The sequence below is a fragment of the Pseudomonas sp. N2-3-1-14 genome, from assembly GCF_041228395.1.
GTDB lineage: Bacteria > Pseudomonadota > Gammaproteobacteria > Pseudomonadales > Pseudomonadaceae > Aquipseudomonas.
In genome coordinates this window covers 2,121,853-2,138,970 of sequence record NZ_CP166199.1, presented here as the reverse complement: position 1 = coordinate 2,138,970, position 17,118 = coordinate 2,121,853, and the positions used below count along the sequence as shown (strand labels likewise).

The 17,118-nt window shown below is 57.9% G+C and carries 14 protein-coding genes and 4 pseudogenes; 8 read left to right on the top strand and 10 right to left on the bottom strand.

Annotated elements, in window-relative coordinates:
- Nucleotides 1-657 precede the first annotated feature (657 nt).
- Nucleotides 658-756: a K(+)-transporting ATPase subunit F gene (gene kdpF, locus AB5I78_RS10005; protein ID WP_053255293.1), complete on the top strand. Its 99-nt coding sequence runs from the start codon at nt 658-660 to the stop codon at nt 754-756.
- 187 nt (nt 757-943) lie between these two features.
- Here the strand turns inward: kdpF and AB5I78_RS10000 are convergent, their stop codons facing one another.
- From AB5I78_RS10000 to AB5I78_RS09965, 8 genes and pseudogenes are all read right to left on the bottom strand, one after another.
- Nucleotides 944-1,705 carry a 1,6-dihydroxycyclohexa-2,4-diene-1-carboxylate dehydrogenase gene (locus AB5I78_RS10000; RefSeq protein ID WP_145166173.1) on the bottom strand — a complete coding sequence of 254 codons (762 nt, stop codon included), beginning with the start codon at nt 1,703-1,705 and terminating at the stop codon, nt 944-946.
- A gap of 1 nt (nt 1,706) precedes the next feature.
- The gene (gene benC / locus AB5I78_RS09995; RefSeq protein ID WP_369302635.1) at nt 1,707-2,738 is read right to left on the bottom strand and encodes a benzoate 1,2-dioxygenase electron transfer component BenC; all 1,032 of its coding nucleotides are present in this window, start codon (nt 2,736-2,738) and stop codon (nt 1,707-1,709) included.
- A gap of 10 nt (nt 2,739-2,748) precedes the next feature.
- The gene (benB, locus tag AB5I78_RS09990; protein WP_145166171.1) at nt 2,749-3,237 is read right to left on the bottom strand and encodes a benzoate 1,2-dioxygenase small subunit; all 489 of its coding nucleotides are present in this window, start codon (nt 3,235-3,237) and stop codon (nt 2,749-2,751) included.
- Nucleotides 3,234-4,610 (bottom strand): Rieske 2Fe-2S domain-containing protein, encoded by a 1,377-nt coding sequence (locus tag AB5I78_RS09985; RefSeq protein WP_369302636.1) that lies wholly within the window; start codon nt 4,608-4,610, stop codon nt 3,234-3,236. Before AB5I78_RS09985 ends, benB begins: the two co-directional genes overlap by 4 nt.
- Nucleotides 4,611-4,695: 85 nt before the next feature.
- Entirely contained in the window at nt 4,696-5,664 is a 969-nt protein-coding gene (locus AB5I78_RS09980) for an AraC family transcriptional regulator (RefSeq protein ID WP_145166169.1), read from the bottom strand.
- A 94-nt stretch (nt 5,665-5,758) separates the two neighbouring features.
- Nucleotides 5,759-6,664 carry a catechol 1,2-dioxygenase gene (gene catA, locus AB5I78_RS09975; protein ID WP_369302637.1) on the bottom strand — a complete coding sequence of 302 codons (906 nt, stop codon included), beginning with the start codon at nt 6,662-6,664 and terminating at the stop codon, nt 5,759-5,761.
- 60 nt (nt 6,665-6,724) lie between these two features.
- Nucleotides 6,725-7,015 carry a muconolactone Delta-isomerase gene (catC, locus tag AB5I78_RS09970; RefSeq protein WP_369302638.1) on the bottom strand — a complete coding sequence of 97 codons (291 nt, stop codon included), beginning with the start codon at nt 7,013-7,015 and terminating at the stop codon, nt 6,725-6,727.
- Between the two features lie 48 nt (nt 7,016-7,063).
- Nucleotides 7,064-7,562: pseudogene (locus tag AB5I78_RS09965) on the bottom strand (enolase C-terminal domain-like protein); the annotation flags it as partial.
- Nucleotides 7,563-7,664: 102 nt separating this feature from the next.
- On the opposite strand from AB5I78_RS09965, the pseudogene AB5I78_RS09960 reads away from it, so the two are divergent.
- From AB5I78_RS09960 to AB5I78_RS09940, 5 genes and pseudogenes are all read left to right on the top strand, one after another.
- Nucleotides 7,665-8,387: pseudogene (locus AB5I78_RS09960) on the top strand (LysR family transcriptional regulator).
- A 191-nt stretch (nt 8,388-8,578) separates the two neighbouring features.
- Nucleotides 8,579-10,051, top strand: coding sequence for a benzaldehyde dehydrogenase (locus AB5I78_RS09955; RefSeq protein ID WP_369302639.1), 1,473 nt, complete (start codon nt 8,579-8,581; stop codon nt 10,049-10,051).
- Between the two features lie 19 nt (nt 10,052-10,070).
- Nucleotides 10,071-11,194: pseudogene (locus tag AB5I78_RS09950) on the top strand (NAD(P)-dependent alcohol dehydrogenase).
- 101 nt (nt 11,195-11,295) lie between these two features.
- Nucleotides 11,296-12,153, top strand: a complete 858-nt coding sequence (locus AB5I78_RS09945; RefSeq protein WP_256676538.1) for a transporter — start codon at nt 11,296-11,298, stop codon at nt 12,151-12,153.
- 116 nt (nt 12,154-12,269) lie between these two features.
- A complete protein-coding gene (locus AB5I78_RS09940; RefSeq protein WP_369302641.1) occupies nt 12,270-14,069 on the top strand; it encodes a sigma-54-dependent Fis family transcriptional regulator in 1,800 nt (599 codons plus the stop codon).
- A 173-nt stretch (nt 14,070-14,242) separates the two neighbouring features.
- Here the strand turns inward: AB5I78_RS09940 and AB5I78_RS09935 are convergent.
- Both AB5I78_RS09935 and AB5I78_RS09930 read right to left on the bottom strand, forming a co-directional pair.
- Nucleotides 14,243-14,446: pseudogene (locus AB5I78_RS09935) on the bottom strand (FAD-dependent monooxygenase); the annotation flags it as partial.
- Entirely contained in the window at nt 14,439-14,723 is a 285-nt protein-coding gene (locus AB5I78_RS09930; RefSeq protein ID WP_369302642.1) for a hypothetical protein, read from the bottom strand. The pseudogene AB5I78_RS09935 and the gene AB5I78_RS09930, both read right to left, overlap by 8 nt.
- Here AB5I78_RS09930 and AB5I78_RS09925 point away from each other — a divergent pair.
- Nucleotides 14,722-16,116, top strand: a complete 1,395-nt coding sequence (locus AB5I78_RS09925; RefSeq protein WP_369302643.1) for an MFS transporter — start codon at nt 14,722-14,724, stop codon at nt 16,114-16,116. The genes AB5I78_RS09930 and AB5I78_RS09925 overlap by 2 nt on opposite strands.
- Nucleotides 16,117-16,274: 158 nt before the next feature.
- Entirely contained in the window at nt 16,275-17,096 is an 822-nt protein-coding gene (locus AB5I78_RS09920) for an IclR family transcriptional regulator (protein WP_242193620.1), read from the top strand.
- Nucleotides 17,097-17,118: the final 22 nt, after the last annotated feature.

Here is a 17,118-nt window from a genome sequence, read left to right as displayed (position 1 = left end):
GTGCTTTTGCTTCTACCACTCAGGTCGGCTTTCAGGCCGCCGTGCTTTTGCTTTTGATCTGACAGGCCCCGTCAACCACGCTGGCCGAAGCGAGGCACCGAGTGGTGGGCAAAGACCTTTTGGTTACTTTTGGCTGGGCCGGCATTCCGGGCGTTTGCCAAAAGTGACCCGCTGTAAGAGCGGAACCGCCAGCCGCCGTTACCGCAGCAACGGATATGTACCCTCCCCCCGGCCCGTAAAGAACCCGTATAAATCCCAACTTCCCCATAACGATTCCGTCGTCCCTATTGAGCAACTACCCCCCCACCCTCTACCGTCAATTCCTACCCCCAAAACCCGTAGGAAGTCATCGTGGAAAGTTCAACTTTAGGCATGGTCGTCCTGTCAATGATTGCGCTCTTCGGCACCGCCGCGTTTTGCTTCGAGCACCTCGCCACCCGCGGCGAAAAGAAAAAGAAAGCCAAATAAGCTGATCACTGAAATCAGCAGAGCCCCAGACTTTCAAGGGATACCCCACCCCCGGGCTATCCCTTGTTTTCGTTCGCCCGGCAATCACTCATCTATATACCGTCTTAATACCGCCCCCTGTAATCAGTGCCCGGGCTTGATACCCAAGCGCATAACCTCCCCCGCTTCTTCAACAAGGGGAGTTACACCGTGCTCACACTGACCTTCATTTATGTCGCCAGCGGCTTATGTGCCGTGGGCCTGTTCGCTTACCTGGGCTACGCCCTCATCCGCGCTGAAAAGTTCTAGGGAGTGAACCGTAGCCGGGCAACATCACGCCATTATTAGCAAATACATCCTGCGACGCGCATAGAACAACACCAAAAAACCATAGCAAAGTTTAATTACGGCAAAACCAGGTACGTAGATAAGTTTTCATGGCGTTAGTCTCATTATTTTTGTTGTATATGTGAGATCCGCAGATGTTACCGCTGAGTCAGCCTAAGTCGCCGCCTCCCACCGGCAACGTCACGCCCGTAATGTAGGAAGCCTCGTCCGAGGCCAGGAAAAGAATTGCGCCCGCCTGCTCATCAACGGTCCCGTAGCGCTTCATCAAACTGCTGTCGATGGTTTGATTGACGATTTGCTGGTACCAGATCCGCTCCTGTTCGCTTTGCGGTTGGTTGTTACGCGGGATACGGCGCGGTGGAGCCTCAGTTCCGCCTGGCGCGGTAGCATTGACGCGGATGCCACTGCCGGCAGTTTCCAGCGCCAGGCAGGCAGTCAGTGCGTTAACGCCGCCCTTGGCTGCGCCATACGGCACCCGATTCACGCCCCGTGTGGCGATTGATGAAACATTGACGATGGCGCCGGTGCCCTGTTCGAGCATGTAGGGCAGCGCGCTGTGGCAGCACCACAACGTGGGGAACAGAGAGCGGCGCACTTCGGATTCGATTTCACTCTCGGCGTAGTGCTCGAAGGGCTTGGCCCAGATCGTTCCGCCGACGTTGTTGATCAGGATATCAATGCGCCCAAAACGCGCTTTGGTCGTGGCCATCACCTGCGCGCATTCTGCGTGCCGCTCCAGGTCAGCGGTCAAGGTCAGCGCACGGTCATGCTGCAGTTCATGAACGAGTTCAGAACGGTCGACGGCGACCAGGAACGCGCCCTCCTCCAACAAACGCTCGGCGACACGCCGGCCAATGCCCTGGGCTGCGCCGGTCACTAGCGCAACTTTTGCTTTGAAACGTGGGTTCATTTCACTGCCCTCGGTCGGCGTCGCCGCTAACAATTGCATTGGGCGTAAACTTCTCATAATGGAAGTTGGCTGGGACGACGCCCTGATCTTTGAAGTACTGTCGCACCGCGTCGACCATCGGTGGTGGTCCGCAGAGATACGCGTCAACGTTGCCACCGTTGAGCATGTCAGCGGTCATGTGCTGGGTGACATAGCCTTGCTGAGGATGGAAGGTCTGAGGATCGGCAACGCAGGTGACGAAGCTGAAATTGGGCAAGCGCTCAGTGAGAGCTTTCAGGGCCTCGACCATCACCAGATCCTGATCCCGGGTCACGCCATAGATCAGCGATACCTTCTGAATTTCATCACGTTCGGCGAGCACTTCGAGCATTGACAGAAACGGCGCAAGCCCGGTTCCGCCGGCCAGGAACAGCAGCGGTCGAGTGACCTCACGAAGATAGAAACTACCCAATGGTCCAGTCATTGAGACTTCCTCGGATTCCCGAGCGCGCTCCAGCCAGCTACTCATCAGCCCGTTGGGCACTTGCTTGATCAGAAAGCTCGCGTGTTTTTCTCCCGGGCGACTGCTGAATGAATACGAGCGCGTCTGTCCACTGCCCGGCACGTCAATGTTGACGTATTGGCCGGGTAGGAAAACCGGCGCCTGATCCAGTTCGAAACTGACTTCCAGCGCTGCATCGGCATGGCGAGTAATGCGGGTGATACTGGCAGAGAAACGGCCGGTGCCGGTCTTGCACGTGCTGGAAGGGACCGGCACGGCGAGAACGCAGTCTGATTGAGGCACCATCTGGCAGGTCAACACTTGCCGCTCTTGCGCTTCATCCTCACTCAGCGCGTCCTCGATGTAGTCGTCACCTAGGTCATAGGCGCCGGTTTCGCATCGGCATTTGCAGGTACCGCAAACCCCGTCCGAGCAGTCCATGGGCAGATTGATGCGCTGCCGAAAGGCCGCGTCCAGCACCTTTTCACCTACTTTGCAGTCGATGAAACGGGTCACCCCGTCCTCAAAATTGAGCGCTATGGAATACTTCATGGGTCTGTCCTCAGACGTGATAGATGTCGATGACCTGATGGATGTAATCGTTTTTCAGTACCACCTTCTTGCGCGTGATCAGCGGCTGTTGCGCACTGATATCCAGGTGATAGAACGAGGTGCCGAAATACGTATCCGTGGTCTTGTAGCGATGGCTGAGGGTTTGCCAGTTAAAGCGCAGTTCCACATGCCCGGCGTCTTCAGCGAGCACTTCGAGGTTGGTGATGAAATGTGCAGTGCGCGGCTCTGGGGTGCTGGCACTGGAACGTTCGGTCTTGATGCGAAACACCCGGTCTTCCAGGCCGTCGCGACTGGGGTAATAAATCAACGAGATTTCGCTCTGCGGGTCCTCCGTTAGCGTATCGTGATCGTCCCACGCAGGCATCCAGAACTCGGCCTTTGGCGAGTAGCATTCCAGCCATTCGTCCCACTGGCGGTCATCCAGCAAACGCGCTTCGCGGTAGAGAAAAGCCAGCAGGCTCTCACGGGAAATGCTCATGACAGTGCCTCCTTGTCAGTCGCAATCAGGCCCTGTTTTTCCAGCTCGATCGCTCGTTGCAGGCTGGTCACCCAGTACGCGTGCTGACGCACAAATAAGCCTTCGTCCTCAGTTTTCACGCCGCTGAGCTGAGGGTTCATGCCCATGGCCAGGGCATTGTCGTCAGCGCCTTCGATCCATTGCTTGGCACCGCGACTGAGGTCGTTCCACAGGGTCGTCGCGCCTTGATAGCCGGTCTGACACGCACGAAATTCCTCGAGATCATCGGGCGTGCCCATGCCACTGACGTTGAAAAAATCTTCGTACTGGCGAATTCTGGTTGTGCGCTCCTGAGCGCTCTCGCCCTTGGGCGCCATGCAGTAGATCGTCACTTCAGTCTTATCTACAGCGATTGGCCGCACCACACGGATCTGCGTGGAGAACTGATCCATCAGGTAGACATTGGGGTACAGGCAAAGATTGCGGGTCTGATCGACAATGAAATCCGCACGTTCTTGCCCGAGGCGCTCGGCGAGCGCTGCACGATGGGCATGCACCGGTCGGACTTCGGGGTTAAGCAGGCGGGTCCACAGCAGGATGTGGCCATGCTCGAACGCATACACGCCACCAAGACTTTTCGACCAGCCATTGGCATCGACGGCACGCGTGCCTTGGGCCTCATAATTACGCCGCCCCATGGTTGCCGAGTAATTCCAGTGCACTGAGCTGACGTGATAACCGTCTGCACCGTTTTCGATCTGCAGCTTCCAGTTACCGTCGTATACATACGACGAGCTACCACGCAGGACCTCCAGCCCCTGCGGTGCCTGGTCGACCATTTGGTCGATGATGACCCGGGTTTCGCCCAAGTAATCACTCAGTTCCGGAACCGCTTCGTTGAGGCTGCCAAACAAAAAGCCGCGATAGTTTTCGAAACGGCCCAGACGTTTGAGGTCGTGAGAGCCGTCGCAATCGAAGCTGTCGGGGTAGGCACCGGTCTTGGCGTCTTTTACTTTGAGCAGCTTGCCGGCGTTGCTGAAGGTCCATCCGTGGAACGGGCAGGTGAACGAACCCTTGTTGCCCTGCTTGCGGCGGCACAGCATAGCGCCGCGGTGGGCGCAGGCGTTGACCAGCCCGTGCAGTGCCCCTTGCTTGTCGCGAGTGACAACGACGGGCTGACGACCGATGTAGGTGGTGAAGTAGTCGTTGATTTCTGGCACCTGGCTTTCATGCGCCAGGTACACCCAACCACTTTCAAAAATATGCTTCATCTCCAACGCAAACAGTTCGGTGTCGGTGAAGATGTCACGGCGGCAACGGAAAACCCCAGTAGCGGGATCTTCCTGAACGGATTCGCTGAGTTGACGGGCGAGTCTGTCGAGAGTGCTGATCATGGGGTAGGCCCTCGGTTATTCTTGTATCAGGCCCCCTCACCCTACGTGCTCGCCTACCCCAACAATATCCGATGACTGCAAATCACTATCCGCCTGGCGCAACCTGCTGACGCTGGCGCCGCCAGGTCTGCGAAGGCAGTTCGCCAAAACGCTTGCGGTAGGCTTCAGAGAAGCGCCCCAAATGCAGAAAACCATAATCAAGCGCAACTTCGGTGACGCTTCGCGCGGCTGCCATTTGCAGCTCTGTATGCACCCGTTCCAGCTTGCACTGGCGCATGTAGTCCCTGGGGGACAGGCCGACCTGACGCTCGAACAATTTATACAGCGAACGCTCGCTGACCCGCGCCACGACCATGAGCTGTTCGATGCTGATGTCCTCGGTCAGATGCTCTTCGATGAACTGTCGCACCCGATCAAATCCGCCGCCGCCTTCAGTTCGGGGGACAACCCGCAAAACGTTGCTGCCCAATAGCGCCAGCAGTTTGTTCGCGACAATCCGTTCGTACAGCGCCTGAACCTCACCTTGCGTTGTGTTCTCGGCCTCGTGGCAAATCAAACCCAGCAGTTGTAAAAGGCCACTCATGGCACTGAGTTGATGGCGCTCGGCAACAAAACGAATGCCCTGCTGGGGAAGCACCCAGTGCTGCTCCAGGCAGGCGTTTTCGAGCAGCCTGACAGGCAATTTGACGATGAATTTCTCGCAGTCGGCGGAATAGGTCAGATCGACCGGGTCATCCGGATTGATCAGCAATACCTCGCCCGCACGGAAAATCTGCTCCCTTCCCCAGGCCACCGATCGACAATGACCGTGAAGTAGGATCTGCAAGTGATAGATCGTCTCCAGCGCCTCAGAGATGACCTGCACCGGGGCTCCATAACTGATGCGACACAAGTCCAGACTCGAAAAGTTGCGATGGCTGATACTCGCCCGGGGGTGGCCTTTGGGCGGCAGGCGAATATGGTGACTGCCCACATGCTGGTTAACGTAGTCGGACACTGCATAGGCATCTGCGCGGTCGAAAATCTGACTGCGCTCAGTCAATAACACGGTCATGTCTGCGCCTCTCTTATTCTTTTATGCAAGGCCGGATAGAAGCCACAAAGCCCCCGCCAGCAAACGCTACGCAGGCTCGGGCGGCAATGACTGATCAGACTTCCAATGCCCTTACCCGTTCATGCCGACGTTCATCTTCCGCCGCGGCGGTCGGCTGCAAAACAAAGTCAAATTCGATATCTGCACGCGGACCGTTGGCATCCTCGGTGAAACGAATCTCGGCGATCAGCTCGTCTCGGGTCGCGTAGGCGAAGTCGTCGTGCAGATATTTGTCCCCAGCCAGATTGATCTGCGTCGTCAGGTGACGATGGCCAGGCGCCGAGATAAAGAAATGAATATGCGCCGGACGCTGACCATGGCGCCCCAGTTGGTCAAGCAATTGCTGGGTCGGACCATCTGGCGGGCAACCGTAGCCGGACGGCACGATGCTCTGGAAGCGGTAGCGGCCTTCGGCGTCAGTCTGGATGCGACGGCGCAGGTTGAACTCCGATTGCGAGGGGTCGAAGTATGAGTACGTGCCCCCGGTGTTGGCGTGCCAAACGTCGACGGTGGAGTTGCTCAGCGGCGCGCCATCGGTGCCGCGAACCTGACCGGTCATGAACAATACCGTGCCGGGATCCTGGCCATCGTCCAGCCGCGCGTAGTGCTTCGACAGGGGAGCGCCAGCCACGTAAAGCGGACCTTCGATGGTGCGTGGGGTGCCGCCGACATGCCCGGCCTGCGCGTCTTCGGCGTCCATCAGCAGGTCAAGGTAATGCTCAAGCCCCAGGCCTGCGACCAGTAACCCGGCTTCCTGACGGTTGCCAAGATCGTTGAGGTAATTGACGGCCTTCCAGAACTCTTCGGGGGTGATCTGTAGGTCTTCGATGATCCTGATGGTGTCATTCAGCACGCGATGCATCACGTTCTTCATTCGCTGACTGCCAGCCGGTTGATCAAAGCCCGCTGCGCCTTCGAAAAATTGCTGCACTTCAGCGGTTTGGGAAATACGTACGGTCATGGTGCTTACCCTCATCAATTCATTGTTTTTGTCGATTTACGTGTTGCTGACTGGATGAACTCAGCGGTCGTCGGTGTGGATCGAAGATGGGTGTCGGCACAGGGCTGTGACTTCGACCTCCATGAACGGGTAAAGCGGCAACTGCATCAGGGTATCGTGCAGCGCTTGATTATCCGGAACGTCGAAGATGCTGACGTTGGCGTAAAGCCCAGCAATGCGCCAGAGATGGCGCCAGATGCCCTTTCGTTGCAGGTGCTGGGCCAATTGCTTTTCATCCGCCTTGAGCTTATTCACCTTCTCGACTGGCATGTCGGTAGGTAGCTTGACGGTCATGCGTACCTGAAAAAGCATGGCGTGGATTCCTGTTTATTTGAAGATGATCAGCGGCGGGCAAAGCGCGCCATACGTGGCAATCTTCAGGGCAAAGATCGAGGCGGCGCCCATCTGGGCCAAGGCAAAGCTGTCGGACACTGACTCAATCGCCTCATCCGCCATCAACGGAATAGGACTATGGGCACTCAGACGCACCCTGCCGGCCCGGTCATGGCGCGACAATGTCGCCCCCGGCATCGGCCAGCAAATGGCAAGCGCGTACTGCCACCGCTTCACTCCAGGCCTGATTGATATCGACGCGCACGCTGGCGCTGGCATCCTGGCCGGTCAGCAGCGGTGCGAACCACTTGTCGAGGTTGACCTTAATGCTTTCCAGGCTTTCTCCGGCATATGCCAGGCCGCCAATGGTGGTGGCTTCGCCGACGCCGACAATGCCGTCACTGCAGTAGATGCGCAGGATCACCAAGGTCTGGCCTTGCAGGGTGTGCATGGCCAGTTTGTGCGGGCGGAGGGTCGGTAAATCAACAATATGGGTATCGAAGCGTTCGATGGCGATAGCAGTCATGAGCGTTCCGTGTGCATTGTGTTTGTTCTTCATCAAAGATTGACCTCCGCTAAATGGCCCGTCCAATATTGAATAAGTCTCTCGCCATACCTTGGAGGTATCATAGAACTGCGCCATTTGCGTTACTTCAGGGTGCTGGCCTGCACCCTGAATTTCACCCGCGCGGCTGAAGAACTGCACATCGCCCAGCCACCGTTGAGTCGGCAGATCCAGCAACTGGAATGCGAGATTGGCGTGGCGTTACTCGACCGCAGCAGGCCCCTGCGATTGACCGAGGCCGGGCGTTTTTTCAGGAGCACTCCAACTTGTTGCTTACTCAACTCGATCGCGTGTGCGAGGACACCCGCCGTGTCGCATCGGGCAGCAAGCGGTGGCTAGGGATCGGCTTCGGTCGCTTACTGTTCGATGCTCCGTCCATTATTCAGCAAGTGGTTCACCAAGACCCGCTGGTTGCAGCATTGCCCGCCGGACATGCGCTATTGGGCGCGCCGGTGAGCCTTCAGCAATTGGCCGCTGAACCGTTCATTCTCTATCCGGCAGCCCCCGTCCAAGTTATGCCGACCATGTTTTGCCCTGCGCGGCTTAAGCATCCATTTGGCTTAAATGGCCAACGAACTGCAGACTGCAATTGGGTTGGTGGCCGCGGGCGTGGGGATCACGCTGGTGCCTGCCTCGGTGCAGCGCCTGCACCGAGACGACATCGGCTACACACCGCTGCTGGATGCCAGCGTGAGCTCTCCAATCGTCGTCAGTTATCGGGCAGGCGATAAATCGACCGTATTGAAGGCGTGCCTGGAATTGCTTGGAATTTCTGAGTTGGCTTGAGTGTTCAGAAAATGGACGCATGCCCATAGCGAAGCGTCCAGATTCTGAACAGTGGATCGGTAAGACGTAAAACTTATTTTAATAATTTCCTTTTAAAACAATAAGTTGCGATTTAAGTATCGTTTTGGCACGTCCCCTGCTGTCAGATGACCACACACCCACGAATCAGGTCTGACAAGGGCACCCTCGATATGAGCAGCGAATTACAAAGTGATTTCCTCCCTGCGGCGCTGTGGAATAACAGGCTGTTCACGGGCACTTGGACGACGACGGCCAGCTCTGCAGATGTGCTGGAACCGGCGACGGGCCACACGCTCGGTAGCCTGGCCTGCGCTGATGCCCGCCAAGTGGCGCAATCAGCCCAGGCGGCCAGCCTCGCGCAAAACGCATGGTTCCAATTGCACTACGACGAGCGCTCGGCCGTACTACGCCGGGCTGCAAAAACCGCAGAGGACAATTTTGAGGCCATCGTGCAATGGCTGATTCAGGAAAGTGGTTCCACGCGGCCCAAGGCGGAGTTTGAAACTAGCCTTAGCATCAAGGTGCTCCATGAGAGCGCGGCCATGCCGTCTCGAAGCCAAGGCGAGGTGTTGCCCTCAAGCGCTGGGCGTTTAAGCATTGCTCGCCGTCGACCGCTAGGCGTGGTCGGGGTTATTTCGCCGTTCAACTTCCCTTTGTACTTGGCCATCCGCGCGGTCGCCCCAGCCCTGGCGACAGGCAACGGTGTGGTGCTTAAGCCCGACTTACGTACGGCGGTATGCGGCGGTTTTGTCATCGCCCGGATCTTCGAATTGGCAGGTCTTCCGATGGGCCTGTTGCACGTTTTACCAGGAGGAGCGGAAGCCGGCGCCGCGCTCACCAGCGATCCGCACGTGGCGATGATTCAGTTCACCGGCTCCACCGGTGCCGGTCGCAAGGTCGGTGAGGCCGCGGGCCGTAACCTGAAAAAAGTCTCCTTGGAACTGGGCGGAAAAAACGCCCTCATTGTGCTGGACGACGCCGACCTGGAGCTGGCCCTGGCCAATGCCACCTGGGGCGTCTATCTGCATCAGGGGCAAATCTGCATGTCGACGGGCCGCCTGCTGGTGCAACGGGGCATTTACGAGCGCCTGCTGGAAAAGTTGGTGGCCAAGGCCAACAGCCTTGTGGTTGGCGACCCCGCCAGTGGGCAGGTACATCTGGGGCCTTTGATCAATCAGCAGCAACGTGACCATGCGCTGCATGTCGTCAATGCCTCCGTGCAGGCAGGTGCGACGCTGGCGGCAGGAGGCACATCGGAGGGACTGTTCTTCAAACCCACCGTACTCAGCGGTGTGACCCGCGACAACCCGGCGTTTCACGAAGAGATTTTCGGCCCTGTGGCCGTGGTCGTGCCGTTTGACACTGATGCCGAGGCCATCGAATTGGCCAATGACACCGAGTATGGACTGTCGGCCGCCATTCTTTCTCAGAACGTTGGCCGTGCGCTGAAACTAGGCGAGCAGCTTAGAGTCGGCCTCCTGCACATCAACGACCAGACAGTAAACGACGAAGTGGTTAATCCGTTCGGTGGCGTGGGCGCCTCCGGCAACGGGACCAGTATTGGCGGGCCAGCCAATTGGGAAGAATTCACACAATGGCAGTGGCTCACCGTTAAAGGTGAAGCACCGGCTTATCCGCTTTAAAACCAGGAGAATAAAAATAATGAGTACCCAAGTCTACCGCCCCATAACTGCTGCTATTACCCGTGGTAAAGGTGCGCCCTTCGTGCTGGAAAATGCGCGGATTCGAGAACCGCGGGGCGATGAAGTACTCGTACGTATCGTTGCCACCGGCATGTGTCACACCGATATGATCGTCCGCGACCAGTACTACCCCGTGCCGTTACCGGCGGTACTGGGCCACGAAGGCTCAGGCATCGTCGAGGCCGTCGGCCCGCTTGTCCAGGGCCTGCAAGTGGGCGACCATGTCGTGCTCACCTACGGCTATTGCGGCCAATGCCTGTCTTGCGGTGCCGGGCACATGTCCTACTGCCAGGAGTTTTTTGGCCGTAACTTCAGTGGTGGCGATCCGGAGGGCGGCAGCGCGTTGCAGGATGAGGCGGGATCCCGTCTGAACGATCACTTTTTCGCCCAATCGTCGTTTGCCAGCTTTGCACTGAGTCGTGAAAACAACGCGATCAAAGTCAGTCGCCAAGCACCGCTTGAATTGCTCGGCCCGCTCGGTTGCGGGATCCAGACCGGGGCCGGGGCGGTAATCAACTCGCTGAAGGTCACCCCCGGCAGCAGCTTCGCCGCGTTTGGCGGGGGGCGGTGGGCCTGAGCGCAGTACTCGCTGCACGGGTCGCGGGCGCCACCACCATCATTGCCGTGGATGTGGTGCCGTCACGGTTGACCTTGGCCACGGAGTTGGGTGCGACCCATGTCATCAATAGCAAGGACACTGACCCGGTAGCGGCCATCCGCGAGATCACGGGCGGCGGTGTCAATTTTGCCCTGGAGTCTACGGGGCGTCCGGCGGTGCTGCGTCTAGCCGTCGATGCACTCGGCAGTCGCGGCAGCCTCGGCGTCGTTGGCGCACCCGCGCTAGGCACCACCGCCGAGTTCGACGTCAATGATCTGCTGCTGGGCGGCAAGACCATTCGCGGCATCGTCGAAGGCGATAGCGTGCCGAAGAAGTTCATCCCGGAACTGGTGAACCTTTATCTGCAGGGCCGCTTCCCCTTCGACAAGCTGGTGAAATTCTACCGCTTCGACGAGATCAACCAGGCCGCTGAGGACAGCGAGAAAGGCATAACGCTCAAGCCGATCATTCGCATCGCGCCATAACCTTTTGACCCGGAGCAGTGATGCTCCGGGCCATATCACGCAAATAAAAACAAGAAAGGTAGTCGAACATGCGACTTATATCTCGCGTTTACGTGGGCGCCATGGCGCTCGCCCTGGGTTCCACCCCCGCCTGGGCAGTCGACGTCAATGTTGGCGATTATACAGCCCTTCCCGCTGGCACCAGTGTCGCGGCCTGGTATCAGCAATACAGTCATTCCGACCGCTACGATACGGACGGGGCCGGAGACAGCCGTCGTCAGACCAGCCTGAAATCCAATATCAGCATCCTGCGTCTGATCCACTTCACCGAGATTGGCGGAATCACGGTCGACCCACAGATTCTCCTGCCGTTTGGACATGTCTACGACGCGCGTATCGGTGGGCATGCGCTGGGCAGTGCCAGTGGCTTGGCCGACCCTATTTTGGGCGCGACCTTCTGGTTGGTTAACCAGCCAGAGGCCGGCGTCAGCGGTCGCTACTTCGGCATTACACCTTTGCTCTACCTGCCTTGGGGCAACTACGATCGTCACGACGCGCTGAACCTGGGCGAAAACCGTTACAAAGGCGACCTGCAGCTGGGCTGGGTCGAACCGCTGTGGGGCAAACTGGGCATGGAGCTGTACGGCGATGTCGTAGCCTATGGTCACAACGCTAATGCAGGCACTGGAAATCAGACGCTCAAACAGGACCCTACCTACCAGGTGCAGAGCAATCTGCGCTATGACTTTAATCCGACGCAGCGCATGGCCCTCGGCTACAGCGCCAGCATCGGCGGTAAGCAATATCTGGACGGTGATTACACAGGGCAGAAGACCGAGGTTCAGCAGGTACGAATGGAGTTTCAACAGATGGTCGGACGCACCGTCCAACTTAGCGCGCAATTGACCCACGACGTGCGAGCTGTCGGTGGCTTTCAGGAGGACGTTGGTATTAATTTGCGTGCGCTGTTGGTGTTCTGATTGTTATGCAGATATTGACCTTGCTGGTCGTTGGGTATAAATCAGTGGCTATCGCGGGCCCTGCCTATGCTGTGTGGTCCGAGCAGTAATCCCTATAATTATTAGAGGTGTCTTTAATGGATGCCCACGCCTTGGTCGACCAGCAACGCCTTTTCCATGCCCGTAGGCGCTTCAGTGAAGGCGCAGACTTGCCTGTCGGTCTGGTTCCCCCCGTCGTAGCCGAATCGTGGTTTCGCTCACGTGCAAGCGGCCTGCTGCCGTCAGACCATTGGCGAGCGGGCCCTGAGAGCCTGATCCCGCTGAACGACAACGATCGTTCACTGGCTGAGTATGTCGGGCCTCAGATCGATCGGTTATGGCAGCAAATAGGCGGGGCCTCGTGGACATTGTTCTGCGTCAACCCGCAAGGGGTTATCGTCCACGCCAGGCAGGCGCCTGAGTTATATGGACCTCTACGCGAGCTGCAGGTCGGTCGGCGAATCCAGGAGGCGGATCTCGGAACTACGGCACCCAGTTGCACCATTGCCACCTGTGCCCCGACGGTGCTGATTGGCAACCAGCATTATCTCAACGACTTCGGCAACATATTCTGCGCAAGTGTCCCCATTCGCGGCTTGAACGGGGACTTCATCGGCGGGCTTGATATCACGGGCACTGGCGAACGGCAGATTGCAGCGGTCCTGGAGCAGCTGAGCCATGCTGCTATGGCAGCTGAAAATCTGCTATTTGGCACGCTAAAGAACTGCCAGATCCTGTCTCTCCAGCATGATCGGCGTCTGCTGGGCACCCCGTTGCAAGGACTGATCGCGATCGACCCCAGAGGGCGTATTTGTAACGCCAATCGCGCCGCACAACGCCTGTTGGGGCTAGAGCAATTCGCCCCAATCGAGTGCCACATCGAGCAGTTGTTTGAAACCCGAACCGTCGCCAGCGCGGAGCACGCCCAACAGCTAACCCTCACGGATGGCTCGCGTTTATACGCCAAGATGCTGTTACCGGAATCCAAGATCATCGTCTCAAGTCCGCAATTGTCGACCCCTATGGGCACAGACCCCACTGTTAACCGGCAACTGGCACAAGCACACAAGGCGTTCGCCGCTGGCGTGCCGATTATGCTGCAGGGTGAAACCGGCACCGGCAAGGAAGTCTTCGCTCGTGCGCTGCACGAGCATTTGCATCCTGAAGCGCCCTTCGTTGCGATCAATTGCTCCGCAATTCCGGAAAGCCTGATTGAGTCCGAACTCTTCGGCTATGCCGAAGGCACCTTCACCGGTGCGCGCAAAGGCGGCTACGCTGGGCAACTTGCCGCCGCCAACGGCGGCACTTTGATGCTGGACGAGATCGGCGACATGCCGCTCGCCCTTCAAACCCGCTTGCTACGGGTGCTTCAAGAGCGAGAAATATCACGTCTGGGTAGCGCCGTGCGCACCCCCTTGGACGTCAGACTGATCAGCGCCACCCACTGTAATCTGGCTGAACGCATCGCTCACAAGGCGTTTCGCGAAGATTTGTATTACCGCCTCAATGGCCTGGCTATTACCCTACCGGCGCTGCGTGAGCGCACTGATTTCGCCGTGTTAGTGGAACGGCTGCGCCAGCGTTTCGACGCCCCACCACTGCATCCAGATGCGTTGCTGGCACTGCAAGAACAGGCCTGGCCGGGAAATATTCGTCAGTTAGAGCAAACCCTTCGATTGGCGAGTGCCCTTGCAGGCAATGACATGATGATCATGCTTGAGGGCCTATTACTGTCGGTTGCGCCATCGCCTACAAAAGCGCCGATGGATCTGAGGCAGACGCAGCAACGCGCAATTGAAAGTGCTTTGCAGGTTAATGGCGGCAACATAAGTGCCACAGCTCGACAGTTGGGCATATCGAGGACGACTTTGTACAAGAAAAAGTACGGGCGCGGATGAGAACGCTTTTGCGGCCTGAGAAATGCAAACTCCAGCAGGTCCGAACCACGAGATGGTACTTAAATAGATTGGGTGTAAACGAAGAAAACTGCGGTATCACGATCTACGCTCATTCCACTCATTTTAGACGTGTTGGTGTCGTTGGGTTACCGCACCAACGCCCCTCGTGACCTGCTTTGAACCTGCGGATCAGCCAGTAAGCGTGCGAGAAACCAAGCATCTTCAAGTCCCTGCCCTGCGCCGGCACCTTGATGGGGGAGCATGGCGTGAGCAGCATCGCCAATCAGAGCTACGCGGCTATGGACATACCCAGAAAGTTCGTCCACATCATGGAGTGCCCAAAGGGTGGGCGAAGGAATGCACTGTTCCTCAACGCGCCTCAAAACCGAGTGAAGATTTTGGCTCGCATTTATAGAGCACGATAACCAGGGCCAACTCCCACACCGCTCCCTCTTCGGGCAACAGCCCGATGCGGCAGATCACGCCAGGAACGGCGCCCGCGGTCGAGCCATCAAATAAAAAACTACATATTTCCTGCAATTTGGGATTTTGCAGTATTTTGTCTTTACAGGATTTTTGCTTAGTAATAGATTTGGCCGTAGTCGAGGACACCTGCCTGCCCCAGACAATAAAAACAATAAGAGGTACGTTCATGCACACACCTACCCCCAGCAATATCCTCTGCGACGTAGTGGACGCCCGGCCTGTCAGTCGCTTGCAATGGGAGCTGCTCGCCCTCTGCGTACTGGTTGCAGTGCTTGACGGGTTCGATACCCAGATCGTCGGATTCCTGGTGACGGCCATGGCTTCGACCTTGAACGTGACGCCCCAAGCCCTGGCCCCGGTGTTCGCGGCAGGTTTATTGGGTTTGATGCTCGGCGCCCTGCTACTTGCCCCTATGGCGGACCGCCTGGGGCGCAAGAAGATTCTGGTGCTGTCGATCCTGTTGTTCGGCACATTCGCGTTACTGACCGCTTTTGTTAACAGCGTTCCGCAATTGCTGGTCGTGCGCTTCCTGACCGGTATAGGTCTTGGCGGCGCGATCCCCAACCTGGTGGCGCTGATCTCTGAATACAGCCCACGGCGTTATGCGCGCAGTGCCGTCACACTGCTGTTCTGTGGCATGCCACTGGGCGCGATGCTGGCAGGTTTGACAGTCGACCAACTCCTCGCCACCTGGGGATGGGAAAACCTTTTCCTGATTGGTGGCGCGCTGCCCTTGCTGGTCGCCGGCGTCGTGGCACGGCGGCTTCCGGAGTCGGTTGAGTTCCTCAGTCGCAAGCCCGGCAGTCGCCCTGCCCTGAGCGCTATCATCAAGCGGCTCGCACCCGATCTCGCTGAACTGCCCGCCAGCCTTGGCCGTCCGCGTCAACAGGCAACCTCCTCTACTTCCCTGAGCCGTCTTTTCACCGCCGGCATGTGGCGTCGCACACTGTTACTCTGGCTGCCGTACGCCATGAACCTGCTGATTTTGTACTTCATCATGAGCTGGATCCCGACACTGCTGGTGGCAGCCCATGCACCGCTAAGCATGGGGATCCGCGCGATTATTCTGTTCAGCCTGGGAGGTGTGATCGGCTCAGTGATACAAGGCTGGCTGATGAACCGTTGGGGCTCGGTCAATGTGCTGACCCTCGAGTTCATGGGCTACCTGGCGGTCGTGCTGGCGCTCAGCCAATTACCGGTTTCGCTTTATTCGCTTTTCCCCGCGATGCTGGCGCTGGGCATTCTGGTACAGGGCGCGCAGGCCGGTCTTAACGCTTTAGCCGCCGAGTTGTACCCACAGGAAATACGCTCCACAGGTATCGGCTGGGCATTAGGCGTCGGGCGCGTGGGTTCCATTACAGGGCCTGTTTGCGGAGGCTTGATGCTGGCGGCCGGCTGGGTTTTGACAGAGATCCTCATCGCAGCGTTGATCCCGGGCGCCATCGCGCTGACGGCGATTACCTTGCTGCGACTGGACCCCGCAAGCAAGCAACAACCAACACGCTCACAAAGCGAACGGGCGCTGATGCGCTCAAAGACCTGCCCGCCAGGGGTTGAGTGAAATCGGCTTTCTGCCGGTTATTGCCAGCCCTGGCAAAGTGCTCCCCTCCAGTTCATTCCGGCCGGCCGCCCCGGCCTGGATGAAGCCGAGTGATATCGTCAAAATCGAAATCGAGCGAATTGGTATCCTGCGCACCAGTAATGTAGACGAGCGCTGACATGCAAAAACCGTTTGATTGCGAAGACAACACCGAGCACCTGGCTGACAGCAAAGGCTCCAGCCTGGAGCGGATGTTGCGAATCCTGGACCTGTTTACCGAGCGCCATCCAATCTGGACGGTCGATGGGATGGGAAATGCGCTGGGGTTCACACGCTCCACCGCCTACCGTTACGTACGTGAACTGGCCGAGGCCAATTTGCTGTTTCAGGTCGAGGCCGGGCGCTACGCTCTGGGCGCGAGAATCATCACTTGGGATCGCCAACTGCGCGTCAGTGATCCGCTGGTTCGTGCCGCACATGCACTCGAGCCCAGCTTTCCAAAGTGGGGCGCCGAGCAAGCATGGCTGGTGTGCCGATCGTTCAAGGATCAAGTGGTCTGCGTCCATCAAACCGGCAATCTGTCCAATCAGGTGAGCTATTCACGAGGTTCGCCAAGACCGTTGTTCATGGGCGCCACTTCCAAAGTCATTCTGGCCAATATGGGCTCGCGACACCAAAGCCGGATATTTCTGGAAAACCCGAGTGATGTCGAATCCAGCAACCTGGGTAAGACGTGGGAGCAATTCCGACGCTCGCTGCAGCGCCTGCGCCGCCAGGGATATGTGCTGAGCATCAGCGAAGTGGATGCTGACGTCTTCGGCCTGGCGGCGCCCATCTTCGATGGCGACGGCAAAGTCGTGGGTAGCATCAGTTGCGTGCGCCCGACCTCGCAACGCGACAGCGAACAGGATGAAGTGCAGGGCCAGCAGATCCTCACCCTTGCCGACAATCTTTCACAACTCATGACCGCACTGGCGCACAGAGCAGAACTTCTGGACTGACCTGTGCGCAGGTCATCTACGG

What these genes read in the sequence shown, in the direction of transcription:
- AB5I78_RS10000 (WP_145166173.1), bottom strand. Translation starts at nt 1,705, where the DNA reads ATGAACCCACGTTTCAAAGCAAAAGTTGCGCTAGTGACCGGCGCAGCC.
- benC (WP_369302635.1), bottom strand. Translation starts at nt 2,738, where the DNA reads ATGAAGTATTCCATAGCGCTCAATTTTGAGGACGGGGTGACCCGTTTC.
- benB (WP_145166171.1), bottom strand. Translation starts at nt 3,237, where the DNA reads ATGAGCATTTCCCGTGAGAGCCTGCTGGCTTTTCTCTACCGCGAAGCG.
- AB5I78_RS09985 (WP_369302636.1), bottom strand. Translation starts at nt 4,610, where the DNA reads ATGATCAGCACTCTCGACAGACTCGCCCGTCAACTCAGCGAATCCGTT.
- AB5I78_RS09980 (WP_145166169.1), bottom strand. Translation starts at nt 5,664, where the DNA reads ATGACCGTGTTATTGACTGAGCGCAGTCAGATTTTCGACCGCGCAGAT.
- catA (WP_369302637.1), bottom strand. Translation starts at nt 6,664, where the DNA reads ATGACCGTACGTATTTCCCAAACCGCTGAAGTGCAGCAATTTTTCGAA.
- catC (WP_369302638.1), bottom strand. Translation starts at nt 7,015, where the DNA reads ATGCTTTTTCAGGTACGCATGACCGTCAAGCTACCTACCGACATGCCA.
- AB5I78_RS09955 (WP_369302639.1), top strand. Translation starts at nt 8,579, where the DNA reads ATGAGCAGCGAATTACAAAGTGATTTCCTCCCTGCGGCGCTGTGGAAT.
- AB5I78_RS09945 (WP_256676538.1), top strand. Translation starts at nt 11,296, where the DNA reads ATGGCGCTCGCCCTGGGTTCCACCCCCGCCTGGGCAGTCGACGTCAAT.
- AB5I78_RS09940 (WP_369302641.1), top strand. Translation starts at nt 12,270, where the DNA reads ATGGATGCCCACGCCTTGGTCGACCAGCAACGCCTTTTCCATGCCCGT.
- AB5I78_RS09925 (WP_369302643.1), top strand. Translation starts at nt 14,722, where the DNA reads ATGCACACACCTACCCCCAGCAATATCCTCTGCGACGTAGTGGACGCC.
- AB5I78_RS09930 (WP_369302642.1), bottom strand. Translation starts at nt 14,723, where the DNA reads ATGAACGTACCTCTTATTGTTTTTATTGTCTGGGGCAGGCAGGTGTCC.
- AB5I78_RS09920 (WP_242193620.1), top strand. Translation starts at nt 16,275, where the DNA reads ATGCAAAAACCGTTTGATTGCGAAGACAACACCGAGCACCTGGCTGAC.